Raw genomic sequence first — 23403 nt, 5'->3', positions numbered from 1 at the left:
AATCGGCCCAATGCGGATCGGGATGCTGGGGCCCTTCGAGGTGCACACGGACGACGGCGGGCTCGCCGACGTGCCGGGCGCGCGGCTGCGCGGGCTGTTGATCGCCCTTGCGCTCGATCCGGGCCGGGTGGTCCCGAAAGCGACGCTCGTCGACTGGATCTGGGGCGAGCAGCCACCGGCCGACGCGACGAACGCCTTGCAGCGCTTGGTTTCCCGGCTGCGGAAGGTGCTCCCGGACGGCGTCGTCGAGGGACAGACCGACGGTTACCGCCTGAAGGTGGCGCCCGAAGACGTCGACGCCGTGCGGTTCGAGCGGCTGATCGAGCAGGCCCGCGGCGACGACGGGCCGAGGCGGCTGCGCGAGGCGCTCGACCTGTGGCGCGGGGCGGCCATGCAGGACGTCGGCCTGCAGGACAGCGGCGCGTTCGACGCCGCGGTCACCCGGCTCGAAGGGCTCCGCCTGACCGCGTTGGAGGACCGCTTCGACGCGGAACTCGACCTCGGCCACGGCGCGAACCTGGTCACCGAGCTGACCGATCTGGTGGCCGCGCACCCGCTGCGCGAGCGGCTCGTCGCCGCGCTGATGCGGGCCCTCGCGGCGACCGGCCGCGACACCGAAGCCTTGCTCGTGTACCAGCGCACGCGGGAAGCCCTGGCCGACGCGCTCGGCGTCGACCCGTCGCCGGAGCTGTCCGCGGTGCACGTCCAGCTGCTGCGGGGCGAGCTGGGACGGCGTGAAGAGAACCGCAAGACCAACGTGCGCGCCGAGCTGACCAGCTACGTCGGGAAGGACGACGACGTCGCCAAGGTCCGCGAGCTCGTCGCCGATCACCGGCTCACCACCCTGATCGGGCCCGGTGGTTCGGGGAAGACCCGGCTGGCCACGGAAGCCGCGCGCACCGTGCTCGGCGACCTGCCGGACGGCGCGTGGCTGGTGGAGCTCGCGGCCATCGGCCCCGATGACGACGTCGCCCAGGCGACGCTCGCCGCGCTGGGCATGCGGGACGCACTGCTCGGCGACTCTTCGAACGCCGAACCCGTCGAGCGGGTCGTCGCCGCGATCCGCGACCGGGAAGTCCTGCTGATCCTGGACAACTGCGAGCACGTGATCGAGGCGGCCGCGGCCTTCGCCCATCGGGTGCTCGGGGAATGCCGCCGTCTCCGGATACTGGCGACGAGCCGGGAGCCGCTCGGCATCACCGGCGAGACGTTGTGGCACGTCGTGCCGCTGGCCGTCCCGGACCGGCACGCGAGCCCCGGCGAGATCGAATCCTCCCCCGCCGTCCGGTTGCTGCGGGACCGGGCGAGCGCGGTGCGCAAGGATTTCGTGGCCGACAAGACCACCCTGGCCACGATGGCGCACGTGTGCCGGATCCTGGACGGGATGCCGCTGGCGATCGAACTGGCCGCGGCCAGGCTGCGCACGATGTCGATCGAGCAGCTCGCGAACCGCCTCGACGACCGGTTCCGCCTGCTCACCGGCGGCAGCCGGACCGCGTTGCCCCGCCACCGGACGTTGCGCGCCATGGTCGACTGGAGCTGGGAGCTGCTGTCCGAGGCCGAGCGGACGGTGTTGTGCCGTCTCTCGGTGTTCTCGGGCGGGGCGAGCCTGGAAGCGGCCGAGCGCGTCTGCGTGAGCGAAGCCGTCGAGGAGTACGAAGTCCTCGAACTGCTCACCACGCTGACCGAGAAGTCGCTGCTGGTCTCCGCGGGCGACGAAGCGCCGCGTTACCGGATGCTCGGCACGATCAAGGAGTACGCCGCGCAACGGCTCGCCGAAGCGGACGGAACACTGCTGGCGCGCCACGCGCATCTCGCGTATTTCACCGATCTCGCCGAGGCCGCCGAGCCGATGCTCCGCCAGGCCGAGCAGCTGGAGTGGCTCGCCAAGCTCAACGCCGAGCACGACAACATCACCGCCGCGATGCGCGGCGCCCTCACGGCGGGCGAAGCACCGGAAGCGATGCGGCTCGCGGCGGCCTGTGGCTGGTACTGGTGGCTCAGCGGGCACCGCACGGAAGGCATGGAGCTGGTCAGCGCGGCCGTCAAGACGCCGGGTGAGGTGCCGGAAGAGATCGCGGCCGTCGTGTACGGGCTGGTCTCGCTCTTCGTGAGCTCCGGTTTCGCCGACGAACACACCGCGGCGAAGTGGATCCACGAGTCGTACCGGCTGGGCACACGCACCGAGAAGAAGCATCCGCTGCTGGGCCTCGTCGTCCCGCTGGAACGCATGCTGGCCGGTGACGACGCGCTGTCCGCTTGGGAACCGGTGCTGTCGGACGAAAACCCTTGGGTCCGCGCGCTGGGCAGGCTGCACCTCGGCAAGATGCGGGCCTCGCTCGGCCATCCCGGCCGGGAGGCGGACGAGTACCTCGAGGGAGCGCTCGCCGAGTTCCGGGCCATCGGCGAACGGTTCGGGATCTCGTTCGCCCTGACCGAACTGGCGGACCGGATCGCCACGCGCGGCGAGTTCGCCACCGCGTGCGAGTACTACGAACAGGCGGTCACGGTGGTGACCGAGGTCGGCTCCGTCGAGGACCTGATCCGGCTGCGGTCGCGGCAGGCACAGCTGTTCTGGCTGATGGGCGACGAGGAGGCCAGCGCGGCCGCCGCGGCCGATGCGGAACGACGCGCCGAGCAGGTCACCTGGCCGGGCGCACTGGGGATGTTCGCCCTCTCGCAGGCGGAACTCCTCCACTGGCGTGGCGAAACCGAGGAAGCGGCGAAGCAACTCGACTTCGCGACGACCGTGATGGGCGACGAAGCGGGATTGGGACACGTCCGCGCCGTCACCCACGACCTTCGCGGCTACTTCACCGACGACCTCGACCGGTCCCGTGAACACCGGCGATCGGCCTACCAGGCGGCGCATGAGGTGCACTTCCAGCCCTTGATCGCCCACGTGCTCGTCGGGATCGCCGATCTGGCCCTGCGCCAGGACGATCCCGAGCAGGCCGCGCGGCTGCTCGGGGCGGCGGACGAACTGCGCGGGCTGCCGGACCGGTCCCGTCCGGACGTCACCCGCATCGAGACCACAGTGCTGCGCCGCCTCGGCGAAGCGAAGTTCGCGGAGGCGGCGCGAGAAGGCGCTGCGACGGACTGGAAACAGCTGGCCGAGGTCACGCTCGCTTCTTGAACGTCGAGGACGCCCACAGGTATCCGGCGAGCGCGATCCCGGCGCACCAGCCGAGGGCCGGGAGCACGTCGCCCGCGGCCGGTGCCCCGTTGAGAAGCCCGCGCAAGGTCTCGATGATCGGCGTGAAGGGCTGGTACTCCGCGAACTCCCGGAGCCCCGGTCCCATCTTCTCGGCGGGCACGATCGCGCTGCTGAAGAACGGCAGCATGACCAGCGGCACCGAGGCCATTCCCGCGGTTTCCGGGGATTTCGCCGCCAGACCCAGCGCGACCGTGAGCCAGGCCGCCGCGAAACCGAGCAGGACGACGATGCCGACCACGCCCAGCCAGTCGAGGAAACCGGCCGCCGGGGAGAAGCCGAGCAGGAAGGCCACCCCGGTGAGCGCCGCGATGGCGACCAGGTTGGTGAGCACGCTGGCGATGACGTGCCCGGTCAGCACGGCGCCGCGGGAGACGTCCATGACCTTGAACCGGTTGATGATGCCCTTGGTCATGTCTGAGTTCACCGCGGTCGCGGTGGCGCCGAGGCCGTAGCAGACGGCCAGCAGCATCAATCCCGGTGTCGCGTAGTCGATGTAGTCGACGCCGACGCTGAACGCGTCCCCGAAGACGTAGACGAACATCAGCATCATCACGACCGGCATCAGGATCGCGTTGAACACCGAGGTCGGGTTGCGGACGAGGTGTTTGAAGTTACGGCGCAACATCACCGTCGAGGGGGTGTTCATCGGGCTGCCTCCGTGTCGTGGCCGGTCAGGGCGAGGAAAACGTCATCGAGATCAGGGGTGTGGACGGAGAACTCTTCGGCGGCGATGGAGTACTCGTCGAGCCGGTCGAGCAGCGAGCGCAGGGATTTCGTCCCGGCGTCGCTGGGGATCCGCAGGTCGAGCTCCTCGTCGTCGCGGGTGGCGCCGGGGAAGATCCGCGCCGCCGCGTCGAGTTCGGCGACGGTGGTGAAGTGGAGCCGCACGTGCGTGCCGGGCATCCGGCGCTTGAGCTCGGCGGGCGTGCCCTGTGCGACCAGGCGGCCCTGGTCGAGGACCGCGATCCGGTCGGCGAGCTGGTCCGCCTCTTCGAGGTACTGGGTGGTGAGGAAGACGGTCACGCCGCCGGCCACCAGCTCGCGGATGATCGACCACATCGTGCGGCGGCTGCGCGGGTCCAGGCCCGTGGTGGGCTCGTCGAGGAAGATGATCCGCGGATCGCCGACGAGGGTCATCGCCAGATCCAGCTTCCGCCGCATGCCGCCGGAGTAGGTCGACGCCGGCTTGCGCGCCGATTCCACCAGGTCGAAGCGTTCCAGCAGCTCGGACACGACGTTCTTGCCCGCGGTGCCGCGGCTCAGGTCCACCATCAGCTGGAGGTTCTCCTGGCCGGTCAGCAGTTCGTCGACCGCCGCGAACTGGCCGGTGACGCCGATCGCCGCGCGCACCGCCTTGGCCTCGGTCACGAGGTCGTGGCCCGCGACCTTCGCGGTCCCGCCGTCGGCCTTCATCAGGGTGGTCAGCAGGTTCACCGTCGTGGTCTTCCCCGCCCCGTTCGGGCCGAGCAGGGAGAAGATGGTGCCCGCCTGGACTTCGAGGTCTATACCGTCGAGCACGACCTTGTCGCCGAAGGTCTTGCGCAGTCCGGAGACCGCGATCGCTGTGTCGTTCATGGGCACCACTCTGTGCGGCCGCGCTGACACGGCCCCGCCACGCCGCTGACACGGGTGGTGTCAGCGCCGTGTCAGCCGGATGTCAGGCCTCGCGGGGAGAGTGGCCGTCACAACCACCACGAAAGGCGAAGCGATGACTCAGACGGTTCCCGTCCCGCAGGGCCTCCCGATGGAGCGCGACGCGGGGCCCTTCGACCCGCCCCGCGAGATCACCCGGCTGCGCGAGGCCCGCCCGGTGAGTCCCATGCTCTTCCCCGACGGTCACGAGGGCTGGCTCGTCACCGGCTACGACGAGGTCCGGCAGATGATGGCCGACACCCGCTTCAGCTCGCGCCAGGACATCGGCATCCTGCACGTGCCGTACGAGACGCCGGGGATGCCGGTCCAGACCGAGCCGTCCCCGCCGACGCCGGGCATGTTCGTCGCCATGGATCCACCGGATCACGGCCGGCTGCGGAAGCGGCTCACCGGCGCCTTCACCGTGAAGCGGATGAAGCAGCTCGAAGAGCACATCGTCGAGGTCACCGAGCGGCAACTGGACGCGATGGCGAAGCTGACTCCGCCGATCGACCTGGTCAAGGAGTTCGCGCTGCCGGTGCCGTCGCTGGTGATCTGCGAACTGCTCGGCGTCCCCTACGAGGACCGGGAGAGCTTCCAGGCCGACTCCGCGCAGCTCATGGTCAGGGACCAGACGCTGGAGGAGAAGATGGCCGCTTTCATCGGGATGAACACGTTCCTCACCGAACTGGTCACCCGCAAACGCGAGACGCCCGAGGACGACATCCTGTCCGACCTCGGCCGCCACGAAGACCTCACCATCGAGGAGCTGGCGGGCGCCGCGTTCCTGTTGCTGTTCGCGGGCCACGAAACCACCGCGAACATGCTGGCGCTGGGCACTTTCGCGCTCCTGGAGCACCCGGAGCAACTGGCCGAACTGCGCGCCGACGCGGCGCTGCTCCCCGGCGCCGTCGAAGAGCTGCTTCGCTACCTGTCCGTCGCCGACATCTTCTTCCGCTACGCCACGGAAGACCTGGAGCTCGGTGGCGAAACCATCCCCGCAGGGTCGACCGTGATCGTCTCTCTGCTGGCCGCCAACCGTGACCCGCGGCGGTTCGAGAACCCCGACGCCTTGGACCTGCACCGCAACGCCCGCGGTCTGCTGTCCTTCGGGCACGGCATCCACCAGTGCCTCGGCCAGCAGCTGGCGCGGATCGAGATGCGCGCGGGTTTCGAGGGGCTGCTGCGCCGGTTCCCGACGCTCGCGCTCGCCGTTCCGGCCGACGAGGTCAGGCTCAAGACGGACATGAACATCTACGGCGTGCACGCGCTTCCGGTCACCTGGACGAAATAGGTTCCGGGCACCGCGGCCCTCCCCTGCCTGGTGGGGAGGGCCGCTCTCGTGGTCAATTCTTGAGCCACTCCAGCACTTCGACTTTTCCGTGTCCCTTCGCGCCGGTCTTGCGGATCGACGCGTCGACCGAACCCGCGACGACGTAGGAAGCTCCGGCCCCACCGCCGCCGCCGGCCGAGTCGTTGGTGCCCGATTTGCCACCTCCGCCTCCGCCGCCGCCCTTCACCGCGTATCCCGCGCCGCCGCCACCGCCGCCACCGGCGGTCGACGCTCCCGGCGCTCCCTGGCCGTTGTCACCCTTGCCGGTTTTCGCGGTTCCCCCGGTTCCGCCGTCGCCGCCGACGCCGAGCGTGCCGCGTTCGCCTTTGCCGCCGTTGTGCGGTTTCGCGTCACCCGCGCCGCCGTCGCCACCGCCTGCCACCAGCGAGCCGCCGCCGGCCCCGCCTCCGCCGCCCGCCACGATCAAGGGCACGGAACCACGGCAGACCGCGCTGGATCCACCTCCGCCACCGCCGTTGCGACCCGAGTCGGTTTCCCCGGAGCCGCCTCTTCCGCCGATGGTGAATCCGAAACCGCCGGATCTCCCGGCCTGTTTCCCGACATGGACTATCAGTATCTCGCCGCCTTTGACCGGCACCGTAGCCTCGACTTCAGCCCCGTGACCGGGACCGCCGGAATCCGCGTTTCCGTGTCCTCCTTGCCCGCCTCGCAGTTTGAACCGGCCACGCTTCGCGTCGTCGGGAACCGGGAGTTTCTGTCCTTCTTCTCCTTCAACGGCTTCGAAGCTGTGGGTGGTCACGGTCTCGGTCATGATTCCTCCTGGATTTCCGCCGGACTCCCAGTCTGGAATGCGCGATTCACCGGCCGATAGTGCACGATCGGGCACGAAAAGACTTCGCTGCGTTCGCGATCGCGTCCTTTTCGTACCAGCGTGGAGCAGCGCGGCTATACCTTCGGGTAATTACCGGGCCGTGCAAGGAAATCCGCCTCCCCCTTCAGTTCTTGGGGCGGGCGAGGGTCTGGCTGAGCGTCAACGCGGTGAGCGCGACGGCGAATCCGGTGAGCTGCCAGCCGGTGAGGGTCTGGCCGAGCACCAGGAATCCCGCCGCGGTGGCGACCAGGGGGTTGGTCAGCGTCAGCAGGGAGACCGACGCCGGGGCGAGCCGGTCGATGCCGCAGAACCACAGCGGATAGGCCAGCGCGGTGGTGACGACGCCGATGTAGCCGTAGCCGATGACGTTCGCCGTCGTCAGCGAGCTCGGGAGGCCTTCGAACAGCAGCGTCGCCGGAGCGAGGACGATGCCGCCGAGGGTCAGCTGCCAGCCGGTCATCGCCAGCGGATGCCCGGGGCGGCCCCATTTCTTGGTCAGGATCAGGGAAACGGCCATCAGCCCGACGGCGACGAGCATGGCGGCCAGTCCGAGCGGGTCGAGCCGGGCTTCCGAGGTGAGGGTCAGCAGCGCGACCCCACCGGCGCCGGCGGTCGCGGCGAGCAGGATCGGCGCCGGGGTCCGGACGCGGAGCATCGGGAGCGCGAGCAGCGCCACCAGCAGGGGTTGCAGGGCGCCGAGGGTCGCGGCGACCCCGCCGGGAAGGCGGTACGCGGCGAAGAAGATCAACGGCAGGAAGGCGCCGAAGTTGAGCATCCCGAGCACCGTCGTCTTCCACCACCACGACCCGTGCGGAAGCCGCCGGGTCAGTGCCAGCAGGAGCAGCCCGGCCGGGAGCGCCCGCAGCGCGGCGGCCAGCAAGGGCCGGTCCGGGGGCAGCAGGGTCGCGGTGACGACGTAGACGGTGCCCCAGCTGGCCGGGGCCAGCGCGGCCGGCCCGGTGTCACGCAGCGTCGGTTTCGCGGCCGCCGGTTCCGCCGGGGCGACGGGCCGCTCGGCGATGATCGCCATGATGTCTCCTCACTGATAATCTCAACGTTGAGATAACACCAGCGACTTCTGTCAATGTCAAGTCTCTTAATGTTGAGATGATTGGAGGGCGTCATGGCCGACGCGGTGGACGCGGTGATCGCGCTTTGGCGGCACGAGCGGCCGGACCTCGAAGACAAGCTCTGGCCCGCCGAGGTGATCGGTCGCGTTCAGCGGCTTTCCCGGATCCTCGACCGGAAGCTCAAGGAGTTCAACGCCAAGCACGACCTGGAGTCGTGGGAGTTCGACGTGCTCACCACACTCCGCCGCTCCGGGGAAGCCGACGGCCTGACGCCCGGCGCGCTGCTCAAGGCCGCGATGGTGACGTCCGGGGCGATCACGAACCGCATCGACCGCATGGAGGCGAAAGGCCTGGTCGAGCGGGTGCGCGACAGCGACGACCGCCGCTCGGTCAAGATCCGGCTGACCGGCAAGGGACGCCAGGTCGTGGACGAGGTCTTCGTGCTCCACCTGGAGAACGAAGCGGACCTCCTGCCCGACCTGAAACCGGCGCAGTGGGCGGAACTGATCGGCGGCCTGCGCCTGCTGCTCGAGCACTTCGGCGACACTTCACTGGAGTGACCCCGGGCGCGTCACGTCCAGCCGAGCGGGGTGACCTCCGCCGCCGACGTCCACGGCCCGCGTCCGCCCGCTTCGGTGAGGGCGCGGAACCGCACATACCGCGCCCTGGTCGGCCAGAACCGCAGGGTCTTCCGGGCGGCATCGTCCGCGAAGGTACCCGCGGCGACGGGACTCCCCCAGGCCGAGCCGTCCGCACTCAAATGGACTTCGTAGCCACCGACGCGCCCGTGGTCGGAACCGTCCTGGCGCGGCAAGTAGGCCAAACCCGTCACCGTGCGGGCGGCACCCAGATCGAGTTGCAGTTCGTGCGGCAGCGGGTCTTCCCCACCGGACCACTTGGTGTGCCAGTGAGTGGCGGGATTCCCGTCGACGGCGTTCGCGGCGGCGCCGTTCTCCCCCACGGTCTCCTGGCTGTCGGCCGAGCGGACGGTGGCGGTGAGCGGCCCGGAGCCCATGACCGGGTCGCTGATGGTCTCGGCGCCCGACTCGACATGGCCCGCGAAGCGGCGAAGGAAGCCATCCGGCCCCTGAACGGTCAGGTCGTACCAGCCGCCCATGCCGCCTTCGGTGCTGAACCAGTCCTCGACCGTCGCGCCCTGGGCGACCGTGTACGTCCATGGCCCACCGCCCCGGTTCCCGGTCCGCACGGTCAGTTCGCAGGCGGCGCCGGCGTTGGTCATCTTCAGGTACACGACGCCGGAACCCGGCCACAGCACGACTTCCGGATTCGGCTTGCCGCCGGTGGTCGCGGTGATCCGGTTGCCGGCGAACCGGCGCAGGAACCCGTTGGGGCCGTGCGCGGTGAGGTCGTACGCGCCGCCCGGGGAACCGGCCTGCCAGTAATCGGAAAGCGTCGCGTTCCCGCCGACGGTGTAGCGCCACGGCCCGTCGGTCCGGTATGCGTTGGCGTACACGGAGAAATGAGCGCCCGCCGTTCCGGTATTGGCGAAGTCGATCCAAAACCTTTCGGCCGTCACCCGCCCTGAAGCCGCCAGCTGGTAGGGCAACGGGCGCGCGGCGCGTACCCCGGTCTCCGCGACGGGAAGCTTCTGCACGGACGGCGGCTGCGGCTGGGTGTTCCACGGCCCGCTCGTCGGCACCGGTTTGGTCAGCACCGGATAGCTCGCGCTCGGCGACGTCGTGTCCAGCGCCGAAGTCAGGTCACCGCAGACGGTGCGCCGCCACGGCGAGATGTTCGGCTCGGCGACACCGCTCCACTGTTCGAGGAAGCGCAGCACGGAAGTGTGGTCGAAGACCTCCGAACACACCTTCCCGCCCCGGCTCCACGGCGAGATCACGAACATCGGCACCCGTATGCCCAGCCCGATCGGCTCACCGGAGACGAATTCGTCGGTCGTGGCGACGGAACTCTTGCCCTCGTCGTCGGAGGCCGGCGGCGCGGGCGGCGGCATGTGGTCGAAGAAACCGCCGTCCTCGTCGTAGGTCAGCAGGAACAACGTCTTGTTCCACACCTCGGGTTCGGACGCGATCGTGTCGAGGATCGACTTCACCAGATCGGCCCCGGTGTTCGGGCCCCACGCCGGATGTTCGGTCTGGGATTCCGGCGCGACGATCCACGACACCGACGGCAGCCTGCCCGCGTCGACATCGCCCTTGAAAGCACTCAGCAATTGCTTCGGCGCGACCCGCGCCAGTCCGCGGTCGTACAACGCGCGTTCGGACGCGGTCAGGGTCGCCACACCGGCCGCCAGTCCGTCGAGCAGCCGGGTGCGCTCGGCGGCCGAGGCCGAATCGAGGGCGTAGTAGAAGTACTCCAGCTTCGGAAAGGCTTTGCCCGCGGAGTCCTTCACCTTCGACAGTGCCTTGGTGCCGACGGCGAGGAAGCTGCTGAAATAGTCCAGCGAGTTGTCGCCGTAATTGTCCCATTCCTGATAAACGCGCCAACTGCGGCCGGCGGCCTGGAGCCGCTCGGCGTAGGTCTTCCACGTGTAGCCGGTGTGCCCCGGGTTCTGCCAGGCGTCGTTGCCGATCGCCCGGGTCGTGCCGTCCGGCTCGTAGCCGAGTTTGCCGGTGAACAGGTAGAGCCGATTCGGGTTGGTGGGGCCCAGTTCCGAGCAGTGGTAGGCATCGCAGACGGTGAACGCGTCGGCCAGCTCGTGGTAGAACCGCAGTGCCGAACGGGTGTGATAGGTCAGCGACCGGACCCCCTTGGCCGCACGCCACGCGTCGTGACGCCCCTTGTTCCACGCCCGGTGCCCGCCGGACCAGCTGTGGTCGACGTCGGCCATGAACTGATCGTCGATCGCGTACGGGAGCAGAGTGCCCGTGCCGTCGGGTTGCTGGAAGACCGAAGCTCCCGACGGTAGTTTGATCGCGGCCGGATCGTTGAAACCCCGTACGCCGCGCAAGGTCCCGAGATAGTGGTCGAACGACCGGTTCTCCTGCATGAACACCACGACATGCTCGATGACGTCGAGCCCGCCCGTCGGCGCCTCGGCGGCGAGCGCCTGCCGGACGCTCGCCGGGAGCAAGGTGAAGGCGGAAGCCGCACCAGCGGCTTTCAGCAGGGTACGACGGCGCACGGAGCCCTCCAGGAATTGCGTTGAACCCGTTCGATCGTGTTCGAAACTGCATCTTTGATCGGACTATCGAGCAGATAGAAACATAGGTGCCTGATCGGTTCAAGGGTTCGGCCCAGGGGCTGCATGATCGGAGCAAGATGACGCGACTTTCGGAGGGTCACGACCCTCGTGAGCGGCGAGGACGGTCGGAGCCAACCGTGTCCTGGATACCTACCGGTCGGAAGTCCGTGAGCGGAGGCGTGACTCGCGTGATCAGGCACGTAACTCGCGTGACTGAAGGCCGCACTCGAGTGTTTCGCCCCTGATCACGCGAGTTGCGCCTTCAATCACGCGAGTGCGGTGCTACGCACTCACGAGGGAACCGCGGTGGGGGCCGCCCCCCTTGAGCGTCCCCCACCGCGGTCATCCGGCCGGAAACCGGCCGGACGTCATCTCCTGTCGTCGTCCGGACGCCCGGACAAGGCAGCCAGGGAAAGCACCACGACGACCGGCCAGATCACCGCCACCAGCGCGACGCCGCCGAAGGTGATCGCCGTGACCGAGACCGCCGTCGCGATCAGCCCACCGACGGGTGACACGTAACAAAGGCCCAACGGGCCCAGGAACAGTGCCCACAGCAACGCGGCCTTCGCCGATTTGGCGGGCGGCCGGGGAACCGGATACCGGCCGGGACCGACGACCTCGTGATCGTCGCCCTGATACCACCCGCCGGACATCAGCGGCGGGTGCGGCGCGAAGAACGCCGGTCTTCGGCCGAACGCCTTGGGCGTCCGCGGGTTCTGCCCGACCGGCACGTTGCGGTGATCCTTCGGCCGTCCCATGACACTTTCCGCACTGCGCATGACACCCTCCCCCGTCGCCGGCCCGAGGCCTGGTGAAGTCACCCCGTGCCTGGCACAATTACCGGTCGCGGTTCGAAACTTCCGGGTCGTTCTGCCCACTGACCATGCTGACGAGTCGGGGGAGTGGCTGATGCGTCATATGGAACACAGCACCGATCCGGTTCCCGGGGAACCGGAGGGCCACGATGACCGGTTCCCCCGCGGCTGAAAACGGGAGTCTTGGCACCTGGCGGCGGCTGACCCCGGCCGAACAGTCCGCCCTCCGGCGCGCCGGCCACCTGAAAGTGTGGCGCCCCGGCCAGATCCTCGCCCTCCAGGGCAGTCCGCCCACCAGTATGTTCGTCGTCCTGCACGGCTGGGTGAAGATCAGCGCCACCAACTACCGCGGCGAGGACGCCCCGCTCGCCGCGCGCGGTCCCGCGGAAATCGTCGGCGAACTGGCCCCGATCAGTGGACTCCCCCGTTCCGCCACGATGTCGGCGATCGACGAGGTGCACACCCTCGTCGTGCCGAGGGACAAATTCCTCGGCGTATTACGCGACCAGCCGCGTATCGCCGAGGAAATCTTCCGTACCGCGGCGATCCGCCTGCAGCAATCCGACCGGCTGCGTCTCGAATCCGGCGGCCCGGATTTCCCGCAACGCCTCGCCGCCGTTCTCCTGGAACTCGCGTTGCAGCACGCCGTCGACTGGACGGCCGGGAAACAGATCGATCTCCGCTTCAACCAAGGAGAATTGGCGGGCTTCGCACGCGTCTCGCGCAGCACCCTGATCCGTGGCCTCGACGAACTCCGGCGACTGGGCGTGGTGCGCACCGCCCGTCAGCGCGTCACCATCACCAGCCCTCGCGCACTACGGGAATTGGCGGCCGGACGGCCACCACCGGCCGCCGAGGCCTGATCCGGCGCGAAATCTCGGCTATCCTGAGCGAGGTTCAACTCTCGCAACCGTTTCACGGGTGGAGGGAATCGGCACGATGAGTTCTTTCTCGGCAGACACGGAACCGGACATCGAATCGGCGTTGCTCGATCTCGACGCGGTCTCCTTCACCGCGTTACGGGAGCTGGACGGCGAAGCCTTCCGCCATTCGGCGCGCCAGGTCGTCGAACGCACCACCCTCGTCCGAGCACGCTACAGAAGCGGCAGCGTCGGGAATGGCGAACGGATCGACTGATGCCGCCATCGGCCGGGTCGCGTCCCGCGTTCCACCGGTTGTCATGGCGGGACTTCGACGCGCTCGCGCGTCTCGACGGTGACGAGGACATGGCGCGGCGGCTGCGACGAGCCGAACGAAGCCGTCGCAAACTATTGATCCACGCCTTGCTGACCGAAGCCGCGAAGACACCGGATCATTCAGGCCCGTTACCGCCGCTGGATTCCGCTTGGGAACTCCTCGCCCGTGCCGAGGCACGAGCACCCCGTTCGGTGAACCGGATGCTCACCAATCCGTATACCGGAAGCTGGGCCGGCTACACGACTCGCTTGCTCCGCAACGGAATCGACGGTATCGGTCCGTTGTGGATGCACCTGGGACACGCGCACGCGATCGCGGCGGCCGCGGCGATCCGGGCGGAGCTCGACTTCGAGACCGTCATCCCGGCGTGGCACGGCAACGCCATGCTCCCTTCCCTCGGGATGGCCCGATTTCCGGACACCGAAACGTTTTCTTCGGTAGTCGTGCGTGGCGTGAACGGCCGGTACTCCGTGTCGAACGTCGACACGACGGTTCACCTGCCGGACGCACCCGACGTCGACGCCCCGGGTTGGTGGGGAATCCGACGGGTGCGAAGCCAGGTCGGCGCGCAACGGTTCTCGTTGTGGCTCGACGACCTCGACCCCTATCGCGGACTCTACGAACCGATCCCGCCGGAACGGCTACCGGGCAAGGATCTGGCCGATTGGCAACGGGTGATCGACGAGGCCTGCCGTCTGGTCGCCACCCATCTGCCCGGTCTCGCCCGCATCATGCCGGTGGGATTGGCGTCCTTGGTTCCGAAACCCCAGGTGCTCTTCCGGAATCCGAGCGCGTCGACCGGGGAAGCGTTCGGCAGCGCGGTCGTCGGGCTGCCCACGGACGGAGCGTCGCTCGCCGAAACCCTGATCCACGAATTCCAGCACATCGTGCTCGGCGGCCTGCTGCATCTCGTCGAGTTGTACGAGCCGGACCCCCGAGAGCGGATCTATGTGGCCTGGCGGGATGATCCACGCCCCCTCAGTGGCGCTCTGCAAGGGGTCTACGCCTTCTTCGGCGTCACCGCCTTCTGGCGCGCCTTGGCCAGGGCCGGGACGAATCCCCGGCGCTCCGGCTTCGAATTCGCCTACTGGCGTGAGCAGACGTGGCACACCCTGCGAGTGCTGCGCGTGGACTCGACACTGACCGACGCCGGCCGACGCTTTCTCGACGGCGTCGCCGAACGCCTCGGGCCGTGGCAGAGCGAGCCCGTCTCGGCGGAGGCGAGTGAGCTTGCCACTGCCGCCCGTCGCGATCACCGCGCGGGTTGGCGGGCCCGGCACCTGCGTCCGGACCCGTCCGTGGTCGCCGAACTCGCGGCGGCGTGGCTCAGCGGAAGATCGAGGCCTCCCGCGAGTGTCGACGCGACAAGCCTTCCCCCGACCCCGGTACCGGACGGAGCCTGGTCCCCGGCCAGGACGGACCTCATCCGGCTCTCGCTCGGCGGCGCGGGGCGACCGCTGACGGTACCCGGCGCCACCGAAGCGGATTTCGCTTACAGCGCGGGTGATCACCTCGAAGCCGCCGAGGGCTACCGGCGGGAACTCGCCGCGGATCCGGACCGGCCGAAGTCCTTGGTCGGGCTGGGCCTCGCGCTCTCCGCCCGAGGCCTCCACCCTGCCGCCCGTGCCCTGCTGCACTGTCCCGAACTGGTCCGCGCGGTGCATCGGTCCTTGCGATCCGGCACACGGCCGCCGACCGTGGAGGAACTCGCCTCCTGGATCGGGCAGCTCGTGCCGGCCTGACTCACATCAGGATCGGGTCGATGTCGCAGTTGGCCCGGGCACCGCGACCGGCGGCCTGCGTTCCCGGGTGGGCCTCGCCCAAGATCCGGCGGTACCGCGCCAGGATCGGGTCGCGGAACGGTGCGGCCTCCTCCGTCCGACCCAGCGCGGCCAGATCCAATCCGAGGTTGAACGACGCCGCCAGGACCGTGGGGTGATCCTCGCCGAGCACCTGTGTGCCACGCTCGATCGCGTCTCGTCCCAGCTCGACCACGCGGTCGAGTTCACCCACCGCGGCCAGGTCACTCGCCAGGTTGATCGCGGCGGTGATGGCATAGGGATGGTCCGGGCCGATGGTGGCGCGGAACTGCTCGAGGGCACGCTCGTCGAGGACGCGGGCGGCCGCGGGGTCGCCCATCAGGCGCAACGTCACCGCGAGGTTGACGTTGGCCGCGAGGGTGTGCGGATGATGTTCGCCGAGACCGCCGCGGTACCGCTCGAAGGTGCCCTCACCGAGCTTCTTCGCCGCGGCCAGATCACCCGAGTGGCGAAGATCGATCGAATGCGCGAGAGCCGTGGCCATCGTCGTGCCATGGTCGTCGCCATAAGCGAGCCGGAACCTCTTGAGGGCCTCCGTGGACAAGCTGAGCGCTCCGGGGTGATCGCCGTCCTTCCGCCTGGTCACCGAAAGCAGGAACGAGTTGACGGTCGCGTCCAGCTGCTCCCCGCCGAAGCGGGCGACGAAATTCTCCGTCAGCCTCTCCTGCTGAATCCGGGCCTGGCCGTATTCGCCCGCTTCGCGCAGGTCGACGATCACCGAACTGTTGACGCTGAAGGTGCGAACGTGATCGCGGCCGAGAACCTCGATCCGCCGCCGGAGGGTGTCCTGATCCAGTTCCAAGGCCTCCCGGTAGGCACCGGCCAACCGCAGGCTGATCGCATGCTGATACGCGGCGTAGAGCGTCTCCGGGTCGTCTTCACCGAACATCCGCTTGGCCTTGTGATAGATCTCTTCGCTCAGCTTGGTCGCCGCGGCGAAATCACCCTGCGCCCGGAGATCGATCGTGATGTTCCGCTGGAGCGCGAAGGTCTCCTCGTTCTCCTCACTGGAGATCTGCAAACGCAGCGCGAGAGTGCGCTGGTTGAGTTCCGCGGCTTCGGAGTACCGGCCGATCGCCCACAGGTAGAGCCCGAGCCTGGACGAGACTTCGAGAGTCTGCGGATGTGTGGGGCCGAGGACGTCGGTGAAGCGTTTGCGCGCTTCGAGACCGAGCCGTGCCGCTTCTTCGTGATCGCCGTACTCGAACAGGTAGCGCATCAGGTTGATGTAGAGCTGACGCGGCCAGTCGTTGTCGCAGTCCAGGACGTTCGCCGCGTAGGCGTGCGGCAGCAGTTCGCGGTAGCGCGACCAGTGCCTGCTGGACTCGGGGTCGTTGGGGTCCAGCGCGGCGAGCAGCTGGTGGGCACCGTGCTGCATCCGCGCGTGCACCTGCCGGGCCATGACCCGGTTGCGCAGCACCAGCTGCACCAGCCGGTGCAGCTGAAGGGTGTTGTTCCCGTGGTCGATCTTGGCGAGGCCATAACGGTTGATGTCACGGATGGCGCGCGCCAGCTTGATCGGGTCACGGAGCGCGGCGTCGAGCTCGGGCGAGATCGACACCCGGTTGACCCCGGTCAGCAGGTCACGCGAGATCGGTTCCGGGGAGAAGAAGGCGCAGATGTGCAGGATCTGGTGCGCCGCCGGGTTGCGGGTCTTCAGTTCCTCGAACGAAACGTTCCACGCGGCGGCGACGGATACCTCGTTGTCGGGCGCCGAAGCGGTGTCGAGGATTTCCTCGACCGACTCGTCGAACAGGCGCAGATATTCCTGCACCGGCATCCCGGTCACCGCACGCCAGGCCGCCGCCTGCTCCACGGCCAAGGGCAGATCGCCGAGCTTCTCGGCGAGCTGGTCGGCGTCGGCCGGGTCGATCTCCGGGCCGCGGCGGCCGAGCAGCTCGACGCTTTCCTCTCGTTTGAACACCGCGAGTTCCAGCGGGCGCGCGATACCCGCCCAGTCGGAGTTCCGCGAGGTGATCAGGATTTCGCCGGGACCGTTGCGCGGGAAGAACGGCAGCACGGTCTCCGGGCTTTCCGCGGCGTCGAAGACCAGGAGCCAGCGGCGGAAGGGGCGGCCGGTCCGGAGTGCCTCGATGACCGCGGGCACCGCGACACTGGCTTCGGACGCGCCGTGCAGGCCGAGGATTCCGGCGAGTTCGGTGAGACCGGCTCGGATCTGGGTGGTGTGCGCGGCGTCGATCCACCAGACGAGGTCGTAATCCTGGAGATGCCGGTAGATGTACTCGGCGGCCATCTGCGTCTTGCCGATACCACCGAGACCGTGCAGCGCCGAAGGAAGCACGGCGGTGGTACCACTGCTCAACCGCTTCGTGAGCTGGTCGAGCAATTCGTCGCGACCGGTGAAGTTGGGGTTCCTCGGGGGGACGTTGCCGAAGACGAGCGGCGGGTCGTCGGGCTGGCGCGTGGGGAAGCTCCGGGAGGTTTCCGACGCCGAGGGATGCACGATCCGGGTGGTCGGCTCGTTCGCTTCGGGCTCAGTGAGATAAGACGAGCGTCCCTGTGTCACAGGCGTCGAGGCAGGTGGACGTTCGGCCGTCTCAGGCATCATCGAGCTCTCAGTCTTTGATTCAGATAGGTGCGTTGGGAGGATTTGGCTTGCCGCCGCGTTCCGCAGCCGGTCGGCCCGGGACAGGTACGGCCCGGAAAGGGCGCGCATGAGCGCGGTTTCCAGCTCCACATCGGCCGGGGACTCGCGGGTGAGGTCTGGGTCCGGTGTGTTGTTCGGGTCGGCGATGGCGTCTCGGAGGTGGCCGATCAACCGGATCCGGTCACCGAAATGGGTGGCGGCCACTCGGACGACCTTGGCCGTTTCCGACCGGCGCGCGCCGCTGAGCAGCAGTTCCCGGACTGCCTCGGGAAAAGCGAAGACCCCGTCTGTGTCCCAAGTGGACTCGCCCTCCCTGAGTGCGGGAGCGTACATCATCCCCGAAAGCAAAAGTTCGAGGAGGTGTTCCGGGCCCGCTTCCGGAACGAATTCCTGTCCCACCAGCTTCGCCACGTCGAGACGGACCGGTACCGCCGCGAGCAACTGCGCCAAGCGTAGCGCCGGCGGCGACGCAACACTGCGAAATCGCTGCACTCTTTCGGCGGGTGACAAAGTTACCGGCGGGTCATCGAAATCGGACTGGGAAATCCGTTCCGAGGCGAGTACGACGGTTCCTTCCACGGTGTCGTCGTTTTCGCCGGTCATCAGTCCGGCCCACCAGCCCAGCGACCTCGGCCGCAGTTCGAGGACCGGCACCGGGACGAGATGGTCCGGCACTTTCGAGCCGGGTTCGAGCCACGCGTCCGCCAGGTCGTATTTCCAGCGGCCGTTGGGCGCCACCGCGTTCGGCACTCTCAACCGCGCTTTGTGCGGACTCATACCGCACCGGCCCCACAGCCATTGCGGGAGCAGGTGCACGATACTCACCGGCATCTTCCTGCCCCACCGCGCCAGGATCGGATAGAGGGCGTCCTTCTTCTGCCAGGCGTCACCCACACCGTCGGTCAGCAGCAACACCACACGCCGCCCCGACGAATCCACGATCTCGTCCGGATCCCGGGCGGGCGCGCCGGGCGTGCCACCACGAAGAACGAGATCCTCTTCGGTGTCCTTGGCGGTTTCCAACAGGCGGACCTGAATGGTGCGGAAAGCACCCACCTGTCCGAGCAATTCGACGAACGCGGACACCCTGGGGCGCCACAAGGCCATCGACGGACCGTTGTCGAGGACGAGCGTCAGGTCCAGCCAGCGCTCTTTTCTCGATCGGGTGACCGGCCACCACCGTCCGGTCTCCGCGACCCGGACGGCGGTCGCCACTTCGTCCAGGACCACATTGTTGTGTCGCCGCGAAGCCATCTCCCGTTTCAGGCTTCTCAGCGCACGGAAGTACTCCAGCGATTCGAGGAGTACCGCTCCCCCGGGCCCGTCGCCGTCCACCGCGGGTTCCGGCAGCTCGCCGGGTATGGCCTCGATCGCGACGACCTGACCGTCGTCCTCCTCCAGTGGGGCGTCGACGAGCCGGGACGGCTTCGGTTCGGGAAGTTCCGGTCTTTCCCCGCGTTCGGAAGGCGCGTTGCGGATCCGCACGTCTTGGTGCGTCCGTTCGGGCTCCTCGGGCGGCGCCGATGCGCCGTCGGCCCGCCGTGGGGAGATGACCGCGGCCAGCCACACGATGTCGGCGACGTCGGTCCAGTTCAGGTCCTCGAATCCGAACCGCTCCGCCACCGGGGCGGAACGCGAGTCGGACACACCGCCCGGCCCCTCCATGTCACCGCACCGTCAGTCGTTGCCACAGAGCGTCCACCAGCCGCGGCCATGCCTCCTGATCCGGCTGGTACGCGCCCGACGTCGCGAGATAGACGGCGTCGAGCAGCCTGTCGGTGGGGAGCCCGCCTTCCGCCTTGCTCCGTTCGGCGAATTCCCGGATGAGCCTGTCCCGGTGTTCTCCGTTTTCACTGACCAGATGACCGGCCACGATCGCGGCGAGCTGCTCCTCGTCCGGGTTCTCGATCCGCAACTGCAGGCAGCGGCGCAGGAACGCGGGCGGGAATTCCCGTTCCCCGTTGCTGGTCATGATGACGATCGGGAAGGCGTGGCAGGCGATCCGGCCGTCGCGGACCACGGCGGTGCGCTGCGGGTCGGCGGTGTGCACCGTAACTTCGGGATGCCGGTTGCGCACGCGCGTCAATTCCTCGATGGAGAATTCGCCGTCCTCGAAGATCGAAAGCAGATCGTTGGGCAGATCCGCCTCGGATTTGTCGAGCTCGTCGATCAGCAGGACGCGCGGCAGCCTGCTGGGCAGGAAGGCGGTACCCAGCGGGCCCAGCCGGACGAAATCACCGATCGGGGGTTCTTCGGCCTCGCCGCCGCGCTGGGCCTGGCTGGTCGCGGCCGCCTGGACCCGGCCGATCGCGTCGTAGCCGTACAGCCCGGAACTCAGCGCGGTATGACTGGTGATCGCCCAGCGCAGCACCCTGCCCAGGCCCAGTTCCCTGGCGATCCGGTACGCGAGGCTCGATTTCCCCGTTCCCGGGTTTCCCGTGACCAGCAACGGACGCCGCAAGTACAGGGCGGCGTTGACCATGTTCAGCTCGCCCGCGTCGGCGTTCTGCTCCGAAAGCGTGAACGCGGTGCCGAGACGACGTTCCACCTCGCCGTCGTCCGGCGGCGGTACGTCGTTCTCCGGTGGCGGGTCACCGCGATAAGACCGCCACGGTGGCGGGGCGGGCAGAAGCTGCGCGAGGTCGATGTCGTGAATCGGCATACCGGTGCCCCGGTAGATCCACCAATCGGGTGCGTCGAGCCGAGGAGTCCGGCCGTCCACGGCCGCGTCCTGATCGTTCCCGCTCATCCGCGGCATCCCCTTACAGTCGAGTCGGGATCAACGGCTGGTCCAGAACGATCACACGTTTGGGGTCGTCCCACATTACCACCAGATCGTGAGCCAGAGAATTCTTGAACGGTACCGCCATACCGGAATTCGCCAGTTTGCGGCGATCCGGAAGTTCGTTGAAACCGCTCTCCGCGGCCAATACCCAGTCGAGCAACTCGCGCAGGGTCTCCGGCTCCGCGTCCGGATGCCACAGCACGACCGGCAGGCCACTGCGGAGCGCGCTCGTCAGTTCGTCCGGCGCACCGTCGGGTTTCGCTTGGGGCGACGGGGGTTTCGCCAATACCAGACCGACCCAATGTTCGTCGCTCAGTATTGCGTCGATCGGGTGATCCTCGACCTCCGGGCGACCGGAATAGTGCAGCCGGTCGGCGGCGGGGTCCTTCACCATCGAATCCCAGCGAACGTGCCATGCGCGATGCCAATGCCTCGCCCGCATCCTCTCCAAAGACCGTATTCCGAGACGGTACCCGTAGCGCAACGGCTGAGGCTGACCGGTGTCGTGTTCCTTCGCCCATCGCTGAACCGGCAAATTGATCAACGTCCTCGGCAGGAGGAATTCCACCGACGCGGACATGCTCTGACCGGACCAGACACCCTCGGTCTCCAGGATGACGTCATCGACCCTGAGCTCGACCTCTTCGATTCCGATTTCGCGGACACCGCCGAGCGACGGCGGCCAGACCTCCGGATCGTCCTGCCGCCAGAAGGCGAGCGTGCACCGCGTCGGATCCGCGGAAACCGGTTCGAGCATGATCAGCAAATGCAGGTGCGGACGATCCGGAATGGGCGGCCTGGTCAGCCGCTGATTCCCGAGCGCCGGGGCGAGCCGCAGCGACCTGGCCTGGTTCGCCAGCCAGCCCTCGATCATCGGATTCGGCTTGCCGCCGGCGTTTTCGGCCAGCAGCCCGAGAAAGGTCAACGCGGGCGGGATGCCCGTCCGGTCCCGCGTTGAAGTCGGTGAGCAGCTGGAAGATCTCCCAGGCGTCGGTGATGCCGTCCAGCCGGGGCGGCGGGACCGCGGGCCCGAGCGCACGGCTCACCATGACCGCCGGATTGGGGATTCGCATTCCGGTCAGATGACGGCACAGGCCCACCAGATCCTTGCGAGGGATCAACTCCAGAACGGGGCCCGCCAGGTCGGCGGGGAAGAGATCCTCGGCGCGCACCACGGCCGAATCCGCGATGACTTCCCCGTGCAGCCGTAAATAAGCCATTCCGGTGAATGTCTTCACCGAAACAGGTAGCGGAGTGTACAACTCGGGCAACAAGCCCGGGTCCTTCTCGATGACGTCCGCGAAAAAACGCTCCGAAGAGATGAAGGCGATCATCCGACCGGATTCGGCGAAGGTCTCCTTCACCGGTCGCGCGTCGAGAATGCGGAAAGCGATATCGACCGCGTCCCCGACCCAGCCGTTGCCGTCGCCGATCACCTCGCCGGAATTGAGGCTCACCCGCAGCCGCATCTGCGCCTGCGGGGTCCGCGTGTGGTTGTACCGGCGGAGGGCGACCCCGAGGCGATCCGGCAGCAGGTCCGCGACCAGGCTTTTGGTCGTTCCGGGCGGAAGCAGGATCAAGACACCGTCGCCGCGATCCTCGTGCGCGCAGGAATCGAAGTCGATACCGCTTTCCGCGAACGCGATCTTCAAGACCTCGTACATGCCCTGGTGCACGGCGAGCCGGTCGAGACGGTTGCGGTCCGGCGCGGTGAACCCCACGACGTCCACCACGACGATCGTGCGGTCGAGAGCCCGCGTCGGTCGCGCCACTGGCCCCCTCCCAAGGTCCATGGCGCCGACCCACCGGCGCCGACCGCCACATTATCGCGTCGATGGGCCCGGAGTTGAGTGTCAATTGACAAATAGGGTGCGGCGGATCGGTGTTAACGCTCGTGAGTGGTGAGGTCGGTTGGAGCCAAGGGGTACCTACGCGGAGCGCGGCTGCGGCTGATCCAACCTGCGTCAGTAGGCACTAGCGGAGTGGTGTGGGCTGAAGGCTCCCTTCACCGAGTCTGATGCGACGAAAGGAGCCTTCGCCCCCGGTCGGCCACGGGGAGCGGCGGTTCGGTCGCAGGTGTCGCCTCGTGAGTGTTTTGGGTCGTTAGAACGACCCAAAACACTCACGAGAAGGGTCAGACGCCGGCGATCTGCTGGATCCAGCTGCGGTAGCGGGTGATGTTGGTGTACGCGGTGTTGTTCGACCGGTCACTCGTAGAGGCGACGCCGACCTGGCGGCCACTGGAGAACATCGGGCCGCCCGAGTCACCGCCGGCGGTGATGCCGTCGACGCGGTTCGCGCAGACCGCGACCCCGCCGTTGTAGTCGCTGCAGCCGACCGAGTTGACCCGGACGGTGGCGACCTTCAGGTAGCGGGACTGGCAGTTGATCTCCGAGCCGCACTGGCTGGTCGCGCCCCAGCCGTAGACCTGGACGTTCTGCCCGACGGCGACATCGCTCGTGGTGCCGAGCGGCGAGTAGGTGGCGTTGACCGAACTGGTCAGCCGCACGATGGCGAGGTCCGCGCCCGAGTGGCGGGTGATGCTCGCCGCGGTGGCCATGGTGCCGCCGCTCTGCTGGTCGAGGCTGCCGATGCGGAACGTGTAGCTGCCGCTGCTGGCGACACAGTGCTTGGCGGTGAGGATGTACTGCGGCGCGATGATCGTGGCGGTGCAGTTCTGCTGGCCGTTCACGAACAGCCTGGCCGCCCAGGGAGCGTTCTGCGCGTACTGACCACCGATGATCATCGGCTGCACGCCCGAAGGCTCGGCGGCGGTCGCGGCGGGGGCGGTCGAGCCGAGCAGCGCCATGAAGGCGGTGCCGGCGAGCAGGACAAGAGAGCGCAGTCGCATGTTCCGACTCATTTCTGCGGCGGGGATCCGGCCGCTTCAGTGGGGACGAACGCGCTGATTCTGTGTCGTGCCAAGGG

17 protein-coding genes and 1 pseudogene are annotated in these 23403 nt (G+C 68.3%); 7 read left to right on the top strand and 11 right to left on the bottom strand.

Translation table 11 applies throughout. The annotated features are described in order from the left end of the window. Window positions 1-10 precede the first annotated feature (10 nt). Complete coding sequence (locus AORI_RS48225) at window positions 11-3136, top strand: AfsR/SARP family transcriptional regulator (protein ID WP_016331838.1); 3126 nt, start codon at window positions 11-13, stop codon at window positions 3134-3136. Here the strand turns inward: AORI_RS48225 and AORI_RS48220 are convergent. Together AORI_RS48220 and AORI_RS48215 are read right to left on the bottom strand one after the other, a co-directional pair. Then, entirely contained in the window at window positions 3120-3863 is a 744-nt protein-coding gene (locus tag AORI_RS48220) for an ABC transporter permease (protein WP_016331837.1), read from the bottom strand. The genes AORI_RS48225 and AORI_RS48220 overlap by 17 nt on opposite strands. Next, window positions 3860-4792 (bottom strand): daunorubicin resistance protein DrrA family ABC transporter ATP-binding protein, encoded by a 933-nt coding sequence (locus tag AORI_RS48215; protein ID WP_016331836.1) that lies wholly within the window; start codon window positions 4790-4792, stop codon window positions 3860-3862. Before AORI_RS48215 ends, AORI_RS48220 begins: the two co-directional genes overlap by 4 nt. A 133-nt stretch (window positions 4793-4925) precedes the next feature. On the opposite strand from AORI_RS48215, the gene AORI_RS48210 reads away from it, so the two are divergent. Beyond that, window positions 4926-6143, top strand: coding sequence for a cytochrome P450 (locus AORI_RS48210; protein ID WP_043848605.1), 1218 nt, complete (start codon window positions 4926-4928; stop codon window positions 6141-6143). Window positions 6144-6195: 52 nt separating this feature from the next. Here the strand turns inward: AORI_RS48210 and AORI_RS84170 are convergent, their stop codons facing one another. Continuing rightward, window positions 6196-6615: a hypothetical protein gene (locus tag AORI_RS84170; RefSeq protein ID WP_228688441.1), complete on the bottom strand. Its 420-nt coding sequence runs from the start codon at window positions 6613-6615 to the stop codon at window positions 6196-6198. Between the two features lie 129 nt (window positions 6616-6744). Between AORI_RS84170 and AORI_RS84160 the strand changes: the two genes are divergently transcribed. Next, complete coding sequence (locus AORI_RS84160; protein ID WP_228688440.1) at window positions 6745-7014, top strand: hypothetical protein; 270 nt, start codon at window positions 6745-6747, stop codon at window positions 7012-7014. A 124-nt stretch (window positions 7015-7138) separates the two neighbouring features. On the opposite strand, the gene AORI_RS48200 is transcribed toward AORI_RS84160, so the two are convergent. Next, on the bottom strand, window positions 7139-8044 hold the full coding sequence (locus AORI_RS48200; RefSeq protein ID WP_016331833.1) for an EamA family transporter: 906 nt from the start codon (window positions 8042-8044) through the stop codon (window positions 7139-7141). A gap of 93 nt (window positions 8045-8137) precedes the next feature. On the opposite strand from AORI_RS48200, the gene AORI_RS48195 reads away from it, so the two are divergent. Further along, on the top strand, window positions 8138-8644 hold the full coding sequence (locus AORI_RS48195) for a MarR family winged helix-turn-helix transcriptional regulator (RefSeq protein WP_016331832.1): 507 nt from the start codon (window positions 8138-8140) through the stop codon (window positions 8642-8644). 11 nt (window positions 8645-8655) lie between these two features. On the opposite strand, the gene AORI_RS48190 is transcribed toward AORI_RS48195, so the two are convergent. Both AORI_RS48190 and AORI_RS48185 read right to left on the bottom strand, forming a co-directional pair. Next, entirely contained in the window at window positions 8656-11187 is a 2532-nt protein-coding gene (locus tag AORI_RS48190) for a phosphocholine-specific phospholipase C (protein ID WP_016331831.1), read from the bottom strand. Between the two features lie 428 nt (window positions 11188-11615). After that, on the bottom strand, window positions 11616-12029 hold the full coding sequence (locus tag AORI_RS48185) for a hypothetical protein (RefSeq protein ID WP_043847939.1): 414 nt from the start codon (window positions 12027-12029) through the stop codon (window positions 11616-11618). 185 nt (window positions 12030-12214) lie between these two features. Here AORI_RS48185 and AORI_RS48180 point away from each other — a divergent pair, with 185 nt between their 5' ends. From AORI_RS48180 to AORI_RS48170, 3 genes are read left to right on the top strand one after another with little or no spacing between them, the layout of a single operon-like run. After that, window positions 12215-12928, top strand: coding sequence for a Crp/Fnr family transcriptional regulator (locus tag AORI_RS48180; RefSeq protein ID WP_016331829.1), 714 nt, complete (start codon window positions 12215-12217; stop codon window positions 12926-12928). A gap of 58 nt (window positions 12929-12986) precedes the next feature. Continuing rightward, on the top strand, window positions 12987-13202 hold the full coding sequence (locus AORI_RS48175) for a hypothetical protein (protein WP_043847938.1): 216 nt from the start codon (window positions 12987-12989) through the stop codon (window positions 13200-13202). Further along, window positions 13202-15004: an HEXXH motif domain-containing protein gene (locus AORI_RS48170; protein WP_016331827.1), complete on the top strand. Its 1803-nt coding sequence runs from the start codon at window positions 13202-13204 to the stop codon at window positions 15002-15004. The genes AORI_RS48175 and AORI_RS48170 overlap by 1 nt, the downstream gene beginning before the upstream one ends. Before the next feature lies 1 nt (window position 15005). Here AORI_RS48170 and fxsT read toward each other — a convergent pair whose 3' ends face one another. From fxsT to AORI_RS48150, 5 genes and pseudogenes are all read right to left on the bottom strand, one after another. Further along, a complete protein-coding gene (gene fxsT, locus AORI_RS48165; protein ID WP_016331826.1) occupies window positions 15006-19355 on the bottom strand; it encodes an FxSxx-COOH system tetratricopeptide repeat protein in 4350 nt (1449 codons plus the stop codon). A 1-nt stretch (window position 19356) separates the two neighbouring features. Beyond that, window positions 19357-20439, bottom strand: a complete 1083-nt coding sequence (locus AORI_RS48160) for an AAA family ATPase (protein WP_016331825.1) — start codon at window positions 20437-20439, stop codon at window positions 19357-19359. 13 nt (window positions 20440-20452) lie between these two features. Further along, entirely contained in the window at window positions 20453-21232 is a 780-nt protein-coding gene (locus AORI_RS84155; protein WP_228688314.1) for a VMAP-C domain-containing protein, read from the bottom strand. A gap of 232 nt (window positions 21233-21464) precedes the next feature. Then, window positions 21465-21548, bottom strand: a pseudogene (locus AORI_RS84540) (hypothetical protein); the annotation flags it as partial. A 1061-nt stretch (window positions 21549-22609) separates the two neighbouring features. Next, window positions 22610-23326, bottom strand: a complete 717-nt coding sequence (locus AORI_RS48150; protein ID WP_016331822.1) for a S1 family peptidase — start codon at window positions 23324-23326, stop codon at window positions 22610-22612. Between the last annotated feature and the right edge of the window lie 77 nt (window positions 23327-23403).

Origin of the sequence: Amycolatopsis keratiniphila, from assembly GCF_000400635.2 — a bacterium.
Taxonomy (GTDB): Bacteria; Actinomycetota; Actinomycetes; order Mycobacteriales; family Pseudonocardiaceae; genus Amycolatopsis; species Amycolatopsis keratiniphila.
This window is presented reverse-complemented; position numbering and strand designations above follow the sequence as displayed.